The organism is Butyricimonas sp. BSD2780061689_150309_C8, assembly GCF_015560935.1.
Classification (GTDB): domain Bacteria; phylum Bacteroidota; class Bacteroidia; order Bacteroidales; family Marinifilaceae; genus Butyricimonas; species Butyricimonas paravirosa.
The window spans coordinates 247,908-264,435 of the sequence record NZ_JADMSV010000003.1 but is presented as its reverse complement, the minus strand read 5'-3'; the positions used below and the strand labels follow the sequence as shown (position 1 = coordinate 264,435).

The following is a 16,528-nucleotide window of genomic DNA, read 5'->3' as shown; positions in this document are numbered from 1 at the left end:
GATCAATTTAGCGGATTATGCATTAAATAATAGGGCGCTGGTAAAGTTTTTTATTGCAGTGCTGGTAATTGGAGGTATTTTTGCCTTTAATTCGATGAGCAAGTTGGAAGACCCGGAAATCAAGGTAAAACAGGCGATGGTGGTTACGGTGTATCCCGGAGCTTCTGCTCATCAGGTGGAGTTGGAAGTAACGGATGTATTGGAGAAGTCGATTCGTTCGATGGGGGCAATCGGTAGTATTGAATCCAAGTCCATGGCGGATATGTCATTGATCACGGTAGAATTGGAGAGTACGGTGAGCCCGGATGAGCTGGAGCAGAAATGGGATATCTTGCGTCGGAAGGTGACGAATGCACAGGCCCAAATGCCGGATGGAGCGCGCCCTTCCGTGGTGATGGATGATTTCGGGGACGTGTATGGAATGTTTTATGCCATAACGACAGACGGGGTGGGAGACGAGCAGTTGCTGGATTATGCCCAGTTGGTGAAACGGGAGTTGCAGGATATTGAGGGGGTGCGTCGGGTTGAAATTTACGGGAATCGGACCCCATGTATCAATATCGAGATGATGCAGGATAAGATGGCGAATCTGGGGGTTCATCCGATGGAGGTGTTGTCCACGTTGAACAGTCAGAATAAAACCGTGTATCCCGGTTATTTCAATAGCGGGGATCAGCGTTTGCGGGTGGCTATTAATGATAGCTACAAGTCGATAGATGATATTAAGAATTTAATTATACAGGGACACGAGGATGATCAGTTGCGTTTGCGAGACATTGCGTCTATCACGGAAGGGTATGAAGATCCGGCTCGTAACGGGATGAAGTATGATGGCAAGCAGGCTTTTGGGTTGGCGATTTCCATGGAAAAAGGTGGGAATATTATAACCTTGGGAGAGAAGGTAGACCAAGAGTTACAGCAGTTAAAAGAATCCCGGATTCCGGTGGGAGTAGATTTTCAGAAAGTATTTTTTCAGCCGGATCGAGTGAGGGAGGCCATTAATGTTTTCATGGTTAATCTGGTAGAATCGGTAGTGATCGTGATTCTTGTTTTGATGCTTACCATGGGATTCCGGAGCGGGGTGATTATCGGAACGGGACTGGTGATTATCGTACTGGGCTCATTCGTGGTGCTTTATCTTTTTGACGGGACCTTGCAACGGGTTTCACTGGGTTCATTGATTGTTGCCATGGGAATGCTGGTGGATAATGCGATCGTGATTGTTGATGGGATACTGGTTGATTTGGAGCGGGGCGTGAAACGGCCGGCCGCGCTGACAAATATAGCGAAGAAGACGGCCATGCCTTTATTGGGGGCTACATTGATTGCTATCTTGGCGTTTTTCCCGATCTTTATTTCCCCGGATACGACGGGCGAGTACGTGCGGGATTTGTTTATCGTGCTGGCGGTATCCCTGTTGTTGAGTTGGGTGTTGGCGTTGACACATATCCCGATTCACGCGGATCACTCGTTGAAAGTGAAACCGAAAAAGGCGAACGAGAATTTGTATGATAGTAAGATATACCAGTTGTTCCGGCAATTTCTTTCTTTTACGTTGTGGCATAAGTCCATGGCAATCGGGGTGGTCGTGGTTTTATTGGCAATTACCGCGTTCTTGTACCGGTATATCCCGCAAGGTTTCTTCCCGGATTTGAGTTACACGCAGTTGTATATTGAATTTAAAATGCCGGAAGGTACCCGGGTGGAACGGGTCGAGTCGGATTTGGCAAGTATAGAGGATTATTTGTTGAGTCGTCCGGAAGTGACTCATGTAACGACGAGTGTCGGCGGGACGCCAGCTCGTTATAATCTGGTGCGTTCTATCGCGGAGCCCACGATGAGTTACGGGGAGTTGATCGTGGATTACACGACCCCGGAAGAGTTGAAGGCGTCGATGACCGAGATTCAGGATTACTTGACGGCTCATTACCCGGATGCTTACGTGCGGATGAAACGTTATAATCTGATGTACAAGAAGTACCCGATCGAGTTGATGTTCACGGGACCGGACCCGGCCGTGTTGAGAGAGTTGACAGCAAAGGCAGAACAGATTATGCGTGACGAATCTGCAATTACTTTGGTGACGAATGACTGGGAACCGATGACTCCCACGTTGATGGTGGATTACTACCAGCCGATTGCCCGTTCCGTGGGACTTTCCCGTTCGGATGTCGGTTTGTCGATGCTTGCCGCCACGGATGGAATGCCCGTGGGATCTTTCTACGAGGGAGTTCATGCAAAGCCTTTGTACATGAAGAGCGTGAATAGTGAGGGGGAGAAGGTGGAAGCACTGGATAATATTCCCGTTTGGAGTGTGCTGCCTTCGACGGCGGCTTTGAACGAGGAGTCGTTGAAGGGGTTGTTGATGGGAACGATGTCCGGGGAGGATTTGCTGGCTCAAAGTATAGGTTCTATCCCGTTGAATCAAGCCACGAAAGGTATTTCCTTGAAATGGGAAGATCCTGTTGTGCGACGTTATAACGGGCAACGGGCTATGCGGGCGCAATGTAATAATGCTTTGGGATACACGGCGGAGAGTGCCCGTTCGCTGATCACGGAGAAGGTGGATACGATTACTTTGCCCGAAGGATATGCTAAACAGTGGTTGGGAGAGCATAAGGCGAGCGGGGAGTCCATGAAATATTTGTTCGGGAATATTCCGTTAGCGGTTATTCTGATGATTGCTATACTGATCATGTTGTTCAAGGATTTCCGCAAGCCGATTATTATTTTCTGTTGTTTACCTTTGGCAGCTATCGGGATCGTGCTGGGAATGTTGATCAGTGGTAAAGAGTTTGGTTTCGTGGCGATTGTCGGTGCGTTGGGGTTGGTCGGGATGATGATTAAGAACGGGGTGGTACTACTGGATGAGATCGGGTTACAGATTGCTTCCGGGAAAGATCAGACTCAGGCTCTGCTGGATTCTTCTTCTTCTCGTTTCCGTCCGGTGATGATGGCGTCATTGACAACGATATTGGGGATGATTCCGTTGCTGGGCGACGATATGTTTGGCTCGATGGCCGTTACGATTATGGGAGGCTTGTTGGTAGGTACGGTGATCACGTTGGTGTTTATTCCTGTGTTGTACGCGATATTCTTTAAAGAGAAGAAAAGTGATAGTATAAGTTAGAAGATTATTATGAAAGGTCTGTTGATAATATTATTGGTATTAGGTATTTCTCCGGTAAAAGCGCAGGTTTCTTTGAACTTGGAAAAATGTCGGGAAATGGCTTTAGAAAGTAGCAAGAAGATGTCGATTGCCACGAAACAAGGGGAGAAGGCTGAATTTGAGCGAAAGGCTTATCGTGCGAATTTTTTGCCCAAGCTTTCGGCTACCGGGTTGTATGCTTATATGCAGAAAAAGAGTTCGTTCACGATTGATGGGGGGTATTTACCGACGTTCGTGCCGGATGCAAACGGGGAGTTGGTTTACAATCTTTATATTGATCCGGCGACGAAACTTCCGGTGATGGGAAAGGATGGTTTGCCTCTTTCGGCGCAATATGCTTTCATGCCGGATATAGAGTTGGAGTTGGGGTTACGAGGGGTTTATTCGGCGGGAGCGATGCTAGAACAACCGATTTATATGGGTGGAAAGATTCGTTCTGCCTATTGTATGGCCACGATCGGAAAGGAAATGTCCGAGTTGAATAAGCAGTATACCCGTGCGGAGGTGATTACCGAGGCGGACGAGGCTTATTGGCAATACTTACGTGTTGTGGAGCTGGTGACTTCTGCCCAGAAGTATAAGGCGGTCGTTAATGAGTTAGTGCGGAATTTGACGGATGCTTACGAAACAGGGATGGCTTCCCGAAATGATTTGCTGAAGGCGCAGGTAAAGTTGAACGAGGCTGAGTTGATGTTACAAAAGGCGGAGAACGGGAAGGCTTTGGCAGGGATGAATCTTTGCCGGGTAATCGGGATTGATCTTTATTCGACGATACAGGTGAGTGATTCTTTGTATGATGAGGTGACTCCGGGCGTGTTGAATGCCGGGGAGGGATTACAACAGCGTCCCGAATATAATTTGTTGGAGAAGGATGTGGAATTGAAGGAGAAACAGGTGGCGTTGACCCGTTCTGATTTTTTGCCGGAGGTGGGAGTTTCTGCCTCTTATGGATTTTCGGGGGGAATATCCCTGAACGGGCAGACGGAGGACGTGGCGTCTTTCACGGCTATGGCTTCCGTGAAGATTCCGATTTATCACTGGGGTGAGGGCCGGGGAAAGATTAAAGCGATGAAGGCCGAGCAGGAGATGAGCCGATTGAAGAAAGAGGAGATGTCACAAATGATGCTTTTGGAGATTGCACGGGCTCGCTATAATATCGAGGATTGCCACACAAGGGTTATGTTGACCCGTAAATCGTTGAGCCAGGCAGAAGAAAATCTGGGGGTGAGCAAGAATCAGTATGAGGTGGGAATGGAGACGATCACGAACTACATGGAGGCTCAGGCACAATGGCAAAAGGCGTGGAGTGATTGGATTGATGCGAAGGCGGAATTACGGTTGAGCGAGACGAGGTATTTGAAGGCGACGGGACGGCTATAATTAATAAGGCTTGCTTTTTGGGCAAGCCTTATTAATTATAAGATAAAAGTTAAAAGCTAAAAACTATAAGTTGGGATATGTGTTTAAATTATTTTTTGCAAATAGCGGGAATAATTTTAACTTTACCGTGTCACGTAAAAGGAGTAGTATCGTGCCCGATATAAAAGAAACAACGATAATTCGTCTATTAGAGGCCGGAGATGAGAGATGTATGAAGATGATGTTTGATACTTATTATCAAGCATTATGTACGTATGTTATGCGTTATTTGATTTCGATGGAAGATGCGGAGGATATTGTTCAGACGGTGTTTATATCCTTGTGGAATAATAAGCGGGGACAGGCTTTTACAGGATCTTTGAGGTCTTATTTGTTTGGGGCGGTAAGTAAGGCTTCTTTGCAATTTATGCGAGATCGGGGAAAAACTTATTTTGTGGATATAGAGTTGCATATTGATGATTTTTTGGAAGAAATGTCTCGTGATCGTGAAGTGGAATTAGAGAAGATGAAAGAATATCTATATGCAGCCATTGAGGATTTACCCGCTAATCCGAAGAAGGTTCTTACCGCGATTGTTTTTAATAATACACCTTATAAGGTGGTTGCCGAGGAAATGGGAATTTCGGTGAACACGGTGAAAACCTATTATGCGAGGGCGCTTCAATCGTTGCGTAAATCTCTTGATGGTAAGACATTTTGTCTTCTTTTCCTTTCTTTCTTTTCTTCTGAAAAATAAATTTTAATTTTTCTTCTTGATTTGTGTCACCCATTTTTAAATTTTGGGAATATGTATGAAAATTATGACACATGGAAGATAAGTCGATATTTGAATTAATTGCAGAATATAGTGCCGGGACGATTTCTCCTACGGATGCCGAATTACTTCGTGAGAGGTTGGAGAGCGATGCGGAGGCGATGCGTTTGTTCCGGGAGATTCGGGAGACGGAGAAGGTGTTGAAATCCGTGCAGGTGCAAGAAAAAATTGACCTTCAGAAGTCGTGGCAACGTCTTGACAGTTCTTTGGTTGGGCGACCTCGAAAAGGACGGAGGCTGTTCTGGACAGTGGGTTCAGTGGTTGCTGCTTCCGTGGCGTTATTGCTGATGTTTGTTTTTCCGTTTACCCGACAAGTGGAACAGCCGGGGACGTTGGTATCACAGGTGGCTATTACTCCCGGTGGAGTAAAGGCTATTTTACAGAGTGAGGATGGAAAGATGATAGATTTGACTTCTTCCACTTCCTCTCGTATTGTGACATCGGATGGTTTGGTGTTAGTGAACGATTCTTTGAAGGGATTAAGGTTTGATCAGAGTAAGTCGGAGAATCAACCGATGAAATATCATACGCTTGCGGTGCCTGTTGGCGGAGAGTATCATTTCACGTTAGCGGATGGAACCCGGGTGTGGGTAAATTCTGCCTCTGAGGTGCGTTTCCCGAATTGTTTCTCCGGAGGAAAAAGAGAAATTTATGTCAAAGGAGAGGTCTATTTGGAGGTGGCTCGTGATGAAAAGCATCCGTTTGTGGTACATGCCGGAGAAAATGAGGTACGTGTGTTGGGAACGAGATTTAACCTGACCGCTTATCCGGATGAGCAGAAGGTGATCACCACGTTGGTGGAGGGAAGTGTTGAGTTTCGGAATAATCAATCGAGTATTCGTTTGAAACCCGGGGAACAGTCCGTGCTGGATCGGGAGACGAATGATCTTGAGAAACAGAAGGTTGACGTGTCTATTTATACTTCTTGGGTTTCCGGTACGTATGAGTATGAACGGATGCCGTTGTCGGATATTACCCGGCAATTATCTCGTTGGTACGACGTACAGTTTGTTTACGAGGCCCCGGAATTCCGCAATCATCCGTTCACGGGGATTGTAAAACGTGATCAGTCGTTGGAAGAGGTTTTGTCGATTATTGAGAAAACGACAAATATCAAGTTTAAAATATCAGAGCGAACAATTATTATCAAAAGAGCGGAAGATGCAGCGAACATCTCCCGCTCAAGTAATTAATTTCATTGCTTTTTAGCGAAACAATTAAAGTACAATGTTATGAAAAAAAATCGATTAAAAAAACGGCATTTCTTGGAAATAGCATTTTTGCGACATGGGATTAACAAGAATGTGTTGTTGTTGGGGTTGTTTATGCTGTTTGGTTTGTGGAATTTTGCCTCGGCACAGACCAAGAGCGTGACGTTGGACGTGAAGGATATGCCTTTGCGTGAAGTTTTTAAATTGGTCAAGACTCAGACTGGGGTAAATTTTGTTTACAGCGAGATCGAGATTCAGAAAGCTTCTAACGTGACGCTCAAGTTCGAGAATTTACCGTTAAAAACAGCTTTGGAAAGAATTTTTAAAGATCAACCTTACACGTTTGAGATTCAGGGGGATATTGTGGTTGTGAAACCTGCTACACAGAAAAAAGTGGTTCAAGAAGAGAAAAAGAAACGTTCGATCAAAGGTCAGGTGCTTGACGAAAATGGTCAACCCATTCCGGGAGCCAATATTTGGCTCAAGGGGACGACGACAGGAGTTCCTTCTGATGTGAATGGGAATTATTCGTTGACTTTTGATGGAAAATATAATGTAATTGTTGTTTCTTTTGTTGGGTATAAATCGGTGGAGAAGGTGATAGGGGATCAGGACGTGATTAATTTTAAGCTTGTTCCGGATGACGAAACAATTGAGGAAGTGGTGGTGACGGGCTATCAAACGATTTCTAAAGAACGGTCTACTGGGGCTTTTGCAAAAGTGTCTTCACAGGTGTTGGAAATGCGACGAATGGATAATCTTTCGTCAGTGCTGGAAGGTCAGATTGCTGGATATTCAGATGGTATTATTCGAGGTGTATCGACCATGAATGCTCAAAAAACTCCGCTTTATGTGATTGATGGTTTCCCCGTGGAAAATACTTCTATTGATGCTAGTGGAAGTGTGACAGAAAATGCTCCAGTGTTAAATATGGAAGATATTGAGAGTATAACTGTATTGAAGGATGCTTCGGCTGCTTCTATTTATGGAGCTCGTGCGGCAAACGGAGTAATTGTTATTACCACGAAAAAGGCCAAACAGGGGAAAACACAAATTCAATTGTCTGGAGTTTTGACAGTGCGTCCTTATTCTTATTACACGGGAAATTTGACGAATTCAGCAGATATTATAGAATTAGAAAAACAGTGGGCTGCCGAAAATCCGGAATTAAATAATGGGATTGATCGAGCGCTAGCAGAGGCGATGAATCGTCGTAATAATTATGCATCTCCCAGTGCGGGAATTAATATATTGCTTGATCTCTATACGAATAAAATTACTCAATCCGAAGCGGATGCAAAACTGTCTGAATTAGCGTCAAGAGGTTACAGCTATTACAAGGATGTAGAAAAGTATGCTAAACGTAATCCATTTTATCAACAATATAACTTGAGTGTGGGTAAAGCAACCGATCGTAATAATTTTATGCTCTCGGCCAGTTATCGCAATAATAAAGAGGAAGATAAATATGCAAAGAGTGATCAGATCGGTTTAAATATTCAAAATTCAATGCAGGTTGTTTCATGGTTGAGGGCCGATGTAGGAGTTTATGTTAATTTTAAAAATGCCACGACGCAGACGTATGATTTATTGAATTCTTACGGGGCCGGTTTTACTGCGAGTCCTTACGATCGTTTGAAGGATGATGATGGGAACTGGATCACGATGCCTTCCCAGTATAAGAAAACGGTACGGGATAATATTGAAAATTACGGGCTGTATGACGTGGATATAACTCCATTAGCAGAGTTAGATAAGCGATTGACAAAGACGAAAGAGTTTATGAGCAGGCTGTTTGCAAAGTTAGAAGTGAAGATTTTGCCATGGTTAACTTATAACACGATGTTCCAATATGAATATGGGGTGAATCGAGTAAAACGTTTGGAAGAAATGGATTCCTATGCGACGCGTGTAATGATTAATAAGTTTGCTACTTACACGGATGGGAATGTGGTTTATAATCTTCCGGCTGGGGATATATTTTATACCCAGAATCATTTTTCCAATGCTTATAATTTCCGTCAACAGTTAAATGTTGATAAAGTGGTAAATGGTGTACATGGTATTACTTGGATTCTTGGTCAAGAAATACGTAATACAAAATTGGAATATAGTAATCTAACTCGTTACGGGTATGATAATGATCTTTTAATGGCTCAATATATTGATGAACCTTTATTAACTCAAGGTTTTTCCGGGCTGATGAATTCTTGGGCGTCGTTATCGGCTCCTAGTGCCCAGAGGGAGATGGTGAATCGGTTCGTATCTTTTTATTCGAATGGAGCTTATTCTTACGATAATCGTTACACGCTTTCAGGAAGTATCCGATGGGATCGTTCTAACTTGTGGGGAACAAATTCGAAGTATCAGAATAAACCGCTTTGGTCGGTCGGGGCTAATTGGAATATTAGCCGGGAAAGTTTTTTTAATTGCTCTTGGGTAGATATGTTGAAATTGCGAGCTTCTTATGGAATCGGGGGAAATATCGCTAAAAATGCAGCTCCTTATTTAACTGCAAATTATTATACAAGTGCTCTCGTGGGCGGTTTGTACGGGAATATTTCTTCTCCACCTAATCCGAATCTTCGGTGGGAAAAGACGACAACCGTGAATGTTGGTGTGGATTTCTCCATGTTCACGAATCGTTTGGTCGGGTCGTTCGAAGTGTATAACAAAAAGAGCGTGGATTTGCTGGCAAATCAAATGGGAGTACCCACGGAAGGATTTGGTTATTCAACGCTTACATTTAATAATGGGGCGATGCGTAACCGGGGATTTGAGCTAACTCTTCAGGGGGATCTGTTTAGAGAATCTGCGTTTAAATGGAATATGGGATTTCTTTTAGGCTATAATAAGAATAAGGTTACGAAAATCAACGTGGAGGCTCCCGTGTATTTTCTGCAGCTGGATTATCCGGAGGCATATCCTGTGGAAGGAAACTCTTATAATGGAATTTATGCTTATAAGTGGGCTGGTTTGAGTGAGACGGGAGAGCCACAGATTTATGATAAAGATGGTAATATTACTACTACTGATTACACGGATCTAGAAGCAATTCATTATGTTGGAACGACTGTTCCTGAGTATAGTGGTTCGTTCACGAATGTGTTTAATTATAAGGATTTTGAGTTGTCAATTCAGATGCTTTATGCTGGCGGGCACAAGATCCGGAATACGAATATTCCTAAAATCAATATGGGAGATCCATACAGTAACGGGATCATTGACATAACCAGTAGAGATATTCGTAAGCGCTGGAAACAGGCCGGAGATGAAAAGATCACGGACGTACCTCGTTTGCTTTTCTATACGTCACCTGATTTTAATTATGATAGAGAGTCTATTTATAAGGGGGCAGATATTCACGTGTGGGATGCATCGCATATTAAGATTAATAATATTTCTCTTACTTATAAGCTTCCAAATGAATGGGTGAAGAAAATAGGTTTTGGCGGGGCGAGGGTACAGTTTAATATTGAGAATTTGGCAACAATAGCATTTGATCGTAAAGCGGGTTATTTATTAGGGAGTAAGGATAAACCGAATTACGTCTGTGGGCTTTATTTGAATTTTTAATCTTAAAAATGGAAATACGATGAAAAAGCAAATACAATATATAGCGGGAATTATAATTCTTGCGATCGGAATGTTTTTTTCTTCTTGTGATGATTTTTTGAATATTCTGCCGAAAGGAGAAAAGATCCCGACAACGTTAACCGATTTTGATGCGTTTATTCGTAACGAGTCGAATCATTTGAATGATATAACACAAGCAATTAATCTTTTGAATGATTCCTATGTAAAGCCTAGTGCATTGGGGTTCGTGTCTCTGGAGTCTATTAATTATAATTGGATGGAGGATGAGGATCGTATTGCGCAAAATAATTCGGATGAAGGGGCATATTATTATGCGTATACCGCCATCTCGAATTGGAATTTGATTATTAATAGTGTTCCTGATGCTACGGAATGTACCGAGACGGAGAAACAGGAGTTAATTGCGCAGGCGAAAGTATTGCGGGCGATGAATTATTTTTACCTGACGAATTATTATGCTGATGCTTATAATGCTTCTTCGGCCTCTTCAAAATTATCTGTGCCTTTGATAGAATCTGCCGATATGGGAGCTTCTTCCACTCAAGTTACGATTGAAAAAATGTATGAGTTTATATTGAAAGATTTGACGGATGCCTTACCGGCCCTTCCCAAGGAAGGAAAAACGATCCTGCATCCGAATAAAGGATGTGGGTATGCGATGTTGGCACGGGTGTATCTTACAATGGAGAATTATGACGAGGCTTTAGTGAATGCGGAAGAGGCGTTGAAGTGTAATGACAAACTTTTTGATTGGAGAGATTATTATAAGGAAAATAAAGATCAGATTGAGAAACCGGATGATTGGTCTACTAGCTACCCTGCGATTTCCCTAACGAATCCTGAAAACTATATTTTCCGTTATGGGACTAATTCACAGAAGAATGGAGGACAGTCGGCGTTGACCGGTGCATTGACAACTGCTCGTGCTGCTTTGTTTGAGGCAGGGGATGCTCGTTTCGCATCTAAATGGAAAGCGAAGTATGAAGCTCCAGACGATATTTTCTATGGCATTCGTAATGATAAGTTCAATGGGGGTGGTTTGTCCACGCCTGAGATGTATTATATCAAGGCAGAATGTTTAGCTCGTAAGGGGGGGCAAGATAACCTAGACGATGCCATGGAGACGTTAAATGCGGTACGGGAGACTCGTATTTTTAAAGATTATTATACCCCGCTTTCTGCTACTTCTGTTGAGGAGGCCGTGAAATACATTATTCAAGAGAAGGCTAATGAATACGTGCAGACTGGAATTCCTTTCTGGGATGCCCGGCGTTTGAGCCAAGACAGTAAATATGCCCGGACGTTAACAAAGGAGTTTAACGGGAAAACGCTCTCGCTTTCTCCAACATCACACTTGTGGACAATGCCATTCCCGCAGGGAGCAACGAGTAATCCCGGTAATGGAACTTTGCAACAGAATGTGGAACGATAATTAAATTGGTGATTTTATAAAAGTAATTGAAATGAGAATGTTTTTTTTAGTTTTGTTGGCTGGAATGATGTTAACTGTGGGTGCTTGTACTCCTAAAGATTCGTTTACTATTCAAGGGAAGATTACCGGCTTGTCGGACGGGACCATTATGGAGTTGGTTCCAGGGGCAACTCATAAACAAGAAAAGCCTGTGGTTGAAGCTATCGTGACAAAGGGAGGTTTTTCTTTCACGGGGAATGTGGAAACCCCTCGTTTGTATCATGTTATGGTTCAAGGTATGAATGGTGTAATTCCTGTCGTTGTAGAGAATGGATTACAGGTTTGCATACATGGAAAAGCTGAAAAGCGGGATTATAATGGTCAAATGTTTGTAGAATTTTCAGATATAAAGGTTACTGGTTCACCTGTGCATGACGAATTCCTTCAAAAAATGGATTTTAGAACAAAATTGGATCAATTGTACGAAGATAAGGAGAAAAAACATGCGGATATTAATCGTAAAATAGGGGAAGCACGAGGAAATAAGGAGCAAGTTCTTTTAGATTCACTTTCTCGTACAGAGGCTTATGCTCAGATGGAAAAAGATGAAGCTGCTTTTTTTGAAAAAGCTGAGGCGGAAATAACAAAAGCCGTTTTGGATAATAAGGATTCGTGGTGGGGACCATTTTTGATGTTGAATTTAATGAGTTGGTTTGAGGAAGATCAAAAAGAGTGGTTTGAGGCTTTTTCCCCAGAAGTGCAAAAAAGTTATTACGGGCAAATCGTTTATAAAGAATTGTTCCCGGAAACTCTTGAAGGCAAGAATGCTCCGAGTTTCACAGTAACTGATTCTGAAGGGAAAAAGGTTACGTTACAAGAGCTACAAAAAAATAAGAAATACATACTTGTCGATTTTTGGGCATCATGGTGTGCACCTTGTCGGAAGGAAATTCCTAATTTGAAGGCGTTATATGACCGGTTTGCTGCTAAGGGATTGGGGATAATTAGTATATCTATAGATAAGGATCAAAAAGCGTGGGAAAAAGCGTTATCCGAAGAACAACTCCCGTGGCCGAATTTCTTGGATGATTCAGGTATTTCTGATGCTTATGGAGTGAAAACGATTCCCGCAATCTTTTTGTTAGATGCAAATGGAAAAGTTTTGTCGATTAAGTTGAGAGGTGAAACTTTGCAAAAAAAGTTAGAAGAACTTTTTCAATAGATTATCTTTCGTGTTGTTTTCGAGGAGATACAAGGGAGAGTCGTCCAGTTGGACGGCTCTCTTGAGTTATATGTTTTTTTATTTGAAAACATATTTGAATGAATTTTGCGATTATCTCTTATTATTAGTACTATTGCATAATAATATGTGGGGCGAATAGTATGTAAATTTTTTAATACTCCAATATCATGGACATTCATAACTTAAAAACCGTTGCTTGTTATAATTCGAGATTGTTGTTGAGAAGTTGGATGTTCCGGCTGTTTTTGTTATTACTTTTTCTGATTGTTATACTTTATCAGGTCTTGGCGCAGACCAATATTTTTTATGGGGTAAATAGTGGATTGGTGACGTTATCATCTTATCTTCCTCATGAAAATGCTTATCTGTTCACGATCTTACAAATTGTGCCTTTGATCTTTTTGGCAGGGTCCTTTTTGGGGAAAGAGAGGAAGATGGATTCGATGGACACGGTTTACTATCGTCCGGAGAGTAATGCGGACTACGTGGTAGGGATGATGTTGGGATTCACGAAGACTTTTATGACGATGGCGGGGATTTCTCTTGTTATCGGGATGTTGTTGCATATTTTCGCAAGTGAGTCTCCTTTTAATTTCTGGCTTTATCCTTTTTACTGGCTCACGATGATTTTTCCGGCTTTGGTGTTTGCCTTGGGTTTCTCTTTCTTCATTCATACGTGGGTTCGTCACCGGGGACTTAGTATATTGATTCTTTTGGTGGTATTCGGGGTGTTTCTGTTTCAGTTGGGCAAGGTGCGGGAAGGGCTTTTTGATCCGTTCGGGTTGTCTTTACCGAATGCTTTTTCTGAAGTGACGGGACATCCGGGAATGGCCCTTTATCTTATGCAGCGGGTTTGCTGGTTATTCGTGGGGATGGGGTTTGCTGGATTGGCCGTGTTGATGTTTCAACGCTTGCCGAATCGTCCGGTGAACCGAAAGCGGGTGATGATCGTGGGAGTCGGTTGTTTGGTGCTGGGGGGTCTATTCGGGGGAGTTGTCTATATGGCACGGGAGAACGTGGAGAGTGTTCGGGAACTTTATGCCGAAACTTATAATAAATATCAAAAATTCCCGAAAGGAAACGTGGTTTCGAATACCTTGGAGGTGGAGCAAAAGGGAAATGTGCTGTCCGGGAAGAGTACCCTTCTTGTAAAAAATCAGGGGGATCAGGAATTATCGGAAATTATTCTTTACCTGAACCCTGCTTTGGTGGTGTACGCGATAAAAGAAGGTGAGACTGACGTGGCGTTTGAACGGGAGAATCAAGTGATTCGGGTTGCTCGGAAATTGCTACCCGGTGAGGAGGTGGAATTAACCGTGGAGTATAGCGGCGGAATTGATGAGCGGGTGTGTTATTTGGACGTGGATTTTGATAAATTATTTCAATTACAACCCATTCCTGGGCATAGTTCTACTGCGGGAAAGCGGTTTGCTTTTGTCGGGGATGATTTTACGGTGCTTACCCCGGAATGTCTTTGGTATCCGGTAGCCCAACCGTCGGTGAATCCGGCATCCCCGTATGATGCTTTGCCCGATTTTACTTCCTACTCGTTACAGGTGGCATCGACAGATGGGCGAACGGTTATTGCTCCCGGAAAGCGGGAGACGAAAGAAGGGCGTGTCTGTTTTACGGGAGATGTTCCTTTGCCCGGGATGGGGCTTTGTATCGGGAATTTTGAAAAGCATGATCTTGTAGTCGATTCTACATTATATGAACTTTATCTTTTTGCGGGGCATGGTAAGCTTTTGCGGGGATTCGAGGAAATTCGTGATTCCATTCCAGCCATCATTCGTGATGCCCGTTATAACGTGGAGGAACAGATGGGGATCACGTATCCTTATTCTCAATTGACTTTGGTGGAGACTCCGGTCTCTTTTTCCGGTTTTGCCCGTCCTAATAAAGGGGGAAGTGAAATGGCCCAGCCCGGAATGTTATTTCTGCCGGAACGGGGGATCGGGATGTGGAATGATTATAAGGCGGAGGTCGCTTTTAGAAAGCGAATGATGCCCGAGATGTCATCTTTTTATAGTTCTACGGAGGATATGCTCAGTAGTGATCTGACTAGATCGTTATCTTCGATGTTTTTGAATGAATATCGTTATAATGTAAACCAAGCAAGGTTGTTGTTATATTCGGTTGTTTCGCCTTCTCTCTTGTGGCGTAGCGGGGTTGCCAGTACTAGTGTAGGTAATTTGTACACGATTAGTCCCATGTTTTATGAACAGACTATGGCATTACATTCTGTCGAATATCCGGCAATTAATTCCATACTAACAGATGCGCTGAAGAAATCGAACACGTTTTTTATCTCTTATTCTGAGTTGGATCAAGAGGAACGATTTGTCGGACGTAGTGTGGGTGATCTTTTCCGTGATCGGTTGGATAATCCTTACGAGGTGGCGACTCTGTTACACGAGAGAACTTTGGAACTATTGCGTTTGTTAAGTGTGAGGAATATTCCCATGGAGCAGATTACAGCGTTTTTAGCGACGTTTATTCGGGAGAATCGATTTCGGCAAGTTGAATTTGATGAGATGAACCGGGAGTTTATTGAAAAGTTTGGGGTTGATTGGATGGACGTTTTGCCCGCGTGGTACGAGAATAGTAAGATTCCCGTTTTCTTTGTAAGAGATTTTAAAGTGGAAAATGTTACATCTCAGGAGGACGGAGAAGGTAGTCTTTCCGGTTTCGCTTTCTCGGGAGGTTTTGCGATTCCTGATCAAGGAAACAGACGCTCTCGAGTGTCGGTGAATGTCTTTAATGATAGTGATGTTGATGGAGTTGTTTCTTTCGAGGCTCGGGACATGACATTTTCGGGGATGAATTCTCGTCGACAGGGTCGAGAGGGGGAGAAAGTGGTTACCCGGAATTTTTTGGTTAAGGCAGGCACCGGTATGCAGATTGCCGTGGTACTGAAAGGTATGACATCAACATTTAATACAAATATTTCAAGTAATCTTCCAACAAAGTTTTTCATTCAGGGACTGACGAATATTTCAAAAACAACGGATACGACCGAGTACGTGAAAGATCTGGATCGTTCTTATTTCATGCCGGCCCCCGGGGAGATTATCGTGGATAACGAGGATGAGAATTTTAAATTGATCTCGCCTTCTTCGCGGAAACGGCTACGAAATCTGATTTCTCCTTTAAAGGAATCGAAATACGAGATGGGTTCAAATCTCATGATAAGGGAAGGGGTTGAAGTTGTTCCGAGGCACATGATTAGTTCCGAGGCATACGGGTTGAATAAGCTTACTCATGCTTTCATGTTACAGGGGAGTAAAGCGACGATGGAATGGACTGCCCGGGTTGAACGTGAGGGCGAGTACGAGATTCTGGCGTATATTCCCCCGAAGGTTTTTGCCCATCGGATGGAAGAGCAGGAGAAAGGTGGCCGGGGAAGTGGAATCTTTACTGTTTCGGCTTTTTCTGTTACAGAATCAGAACCGGAAGAGGTAAAGCAATACTATATCGTGGATGTCGGTGGGGAAAAGCAGGAGGTTTCTGTTGATATTAAAGAGCATGTGGGATGGGTTTCTCTGGGACTATTCCAGTTGCCTGTCGGGGAATGTAAAATAGTGCTGACGGACCAGGGAAACAAGGATCAGGTCCTTCTTGGTGATGCGATCAAGTGGGTCTATATGGGGGATAAATGATTTTATAGAAACTTTAACACGGCCTTTTGAGTATATATACTCGA

At 43.2% G+C, this 16,528-nt stretch carries 8 protein-coding genes; all 8 read left to right on the top strand.

The window, feature by feature from the left end:
• The first annotated feature begins 1 nt into the window (after position 1).
• The 8 genes from I2I33_RS05465 (at position 2) to I2I33_RS05430 (ending at position 16,484) form a co-directional block, all read left to right on the top strand.
• Positions 2-3,130 (top strand): efflux RND transporter permease subunit, encoded by a 3,129-nt coding sequence (locus I2I33_RS05465; RefSeq protein ID WP_195666751.1) that lies wholly within the window; start codon positions 2-4, stop codon positions 3,128-3,130.
• A 9-nt stretch (positions 3,131-3,139) separates the two neighbouring features.
• Complete coding sequence (locus tag I2I33_RS05460) at positions 3,140-4,549, top strand: TolC family protein (protein WP_087419506.1); 1,410 nt, start codon at positions 3,140-3,142, stop codon at positions 4,547-4,549.
• Between the two features lie 79 nt (positions 4,550-4,628).
• Positions 4,629-5,285: an RNA polymerase sigma factor gene (locus I2I33_RS05455; protein WP_239428235.1), complete on the top strand. Its 657-nt coding sequence runs from the start codon at positions 4,629-4,631 to the stop codon at positions 5,283-5,285.
• A 71-nt stretch (positions 5,286-5,356) separates the two neighbouring features.
• Complete coding sequence (locus tag I2I33_RS05450) at positions 5,357-6,556, top strand: FecR domain-containing protein (RefSeq protein WP_087419507.1); 1,200 nt, start codon at positions 5,357-5,359, stop codon at positions 6,554-6,556.
• A 39-nt stretch (positions 6,557-6,595) separates the two neighbouring features.
• Positions 6,596-10,150, top strand: a complete 3,555-nt coding sequence (locus I2I33_RS05445) for a SusC/RagA family TonB-linked outer membrane protein (RefSeq protein ID WP_087419508.1) — start codon at positions 6,596-6,598, stop codon at positions 10,148-10,150.
• Positions 10,151-10,169: 19 nt separating this feature from the next.
• Positions 10,170-11,603, top strand: a complete 1,434-nt coding sequence (locus tag I2I33_RS05440; RefSeq protein WP_087419509.1) for a RagB/SusD family nutrient uptake outer membrane protein — start codon at positions 10,170-10,172, stop codon at positions 11,601-11,603.
• A 31-nt stretch (positions 11,604-11,634) separates the two neighbouring features.
• Complete coding sequence (locus I2I33_RS05435) at positions 11,635-12,804, top strand: TlpA disulfide reductase family protein (protein ID WP_087419510.1); 1,170 nt, start codon at positions 11,635-11,637, stop codon at positions 12,802-12,804.
• Positions 12,805-12,992: 188 nt separating this feature from the next.
• Positions 12,993-16,484 carry an ABC transporter permease/M1 family aminopeptidase gene (locus I2I33_RS05430; protein WP_087419511.1) on the top strand — a complete coding sequence of 1,164 codons (3,492 nt, stop codon included), beginning with the start codon at positions 12,993-12,995 and terminating at the stop codon, positions 16,482-16,484.
• The last annotated feature ends 44 nt before the right edge of the window (positions 16,485-16,528 follow it).